Source organism: Streptomyces sp. URMC 124, assembly GCF_051386455.1.
Taxonomy (GTDB): domain Bacteria; phylum Actinomycetota; class Actinomycetes; order Streptomycetales; family Streptomycetaceae; genus Streptomyces.
Window position 1 is genome coordinate 1 of the sequence record NZ_JBPQTS010000380.1, and the last position, 371, is coordinate 371.

Sequence of the window (371 nt, forward strand, 5' to 3'; positions counted from 1 at the left end):
CCCCCAATTTATGCTGCTCTCCGCTTTCTGTATCTGCGAGCAGCTGCCCATTGCTGTAGAATCTATAGCCCAGATCATTTTCCTCTGGTCCGCCGCCTTGGAGTTCGAACCCAATCGTAACTTCATCATCACGGTAGGCAGCGTTTCGTAACACAATGGTCATGTCGTCAATCGTTTTCGTTTGAACGTCAATATTGGGCTCCGGCATCGTCCAATTCTTTTCTGGATTGAAATAATCATAAGCAAAAAGGATGCCCAGGCCGATCAAAATAATAGCTACGGCAGCAATTCCAATTCCTCGCTTGTTTTTGTTCACGTTGCTCATTCCTTTATGCAATCTTGTAAGGCGGGGCTTGTCCCCTCCCTACATG

At 46.9% G+C, this 371-nt stretch carries 1 protein-coding gene; it reads right to left on the minus strand.

The features are described from left to right. Window positions 1-316 (minus strand): hypothetical protein (locus tag ACSNOG_RS33030; protein WP_436756364.1); only part of this gene is annotated, 316 nt, incomplete at its 3' end. Between the last annotated feature and the right edge of the window lie 55 nt (window positions 317-371).